Below are 495 nucleotides of genomic sequence, written 5' to 3' on the forward strand. Positions count from 1 at the left end.
GGGCGGCCCGGTCGACCTCGCCACCCGCCTCGGCGCCTACGTGGCCGCCCAGCCGGACCTCTGAAGAGACCCCTTCGCCCGAAGCCTCGCCACCGTTGTTGCGCGCGCAGCGAAGCAAGCTAGGGCAGCGCGCCGTCGCCCGAATCGGGCGCATTCTTGAGTCGCTTCGCCGCGCTCGCGTTGACGGACCAGGATGGCACGCCCGAACGATTGCGTTCGATGCGGCCAAGGTCACCACGTGTCCGCCCAACTCCCATCGAGAGAACGCGCTCAGCGCGCGCCGCGCATCAATTCCGGCGCGCCGAGCCGCGGCAGCACGCCCTCGCGCATCACGATCCGCCGGAGCGGACCGAGATGCGACATCGCCAGCAGCCCGAGGCCCCGCAGCGCGTCGACCGGAACGAGGTCGGTGAGCAGACTGCGGTTGAGGAGGTCGACCGCGGCGGTGCGGGCCGCGGCATCGAGGCGGCGGCTCCGGGCGTAGCCGTCGAGCAC

Annotated in this window: 1 pseudogene; it reads right to left on the reverse strand. The window is 72.3% G+C overall.

Annotated features, from left to right (window positions below):
* Nucleotides 1-270: 270 nt before the first annotated feature.
* Nucleotides 271-495, reverse strand: a pseudogene (locus FV228_RS32440) (ubiquinone biosynthesis protein UbiH); the annotation flags it as partial.

Source organism: Methylobacterium sp. WL18 (genome assembly GCF_008040015.1).
In the GTDB taxonomy this organism is placed as follows: Bacteria; Pseudomonadota; Alphaproteobacteria; order Rhizobiales; family Beijerinckiaceae; genus Methylobacterium; species Methylobacterium mesophilicum.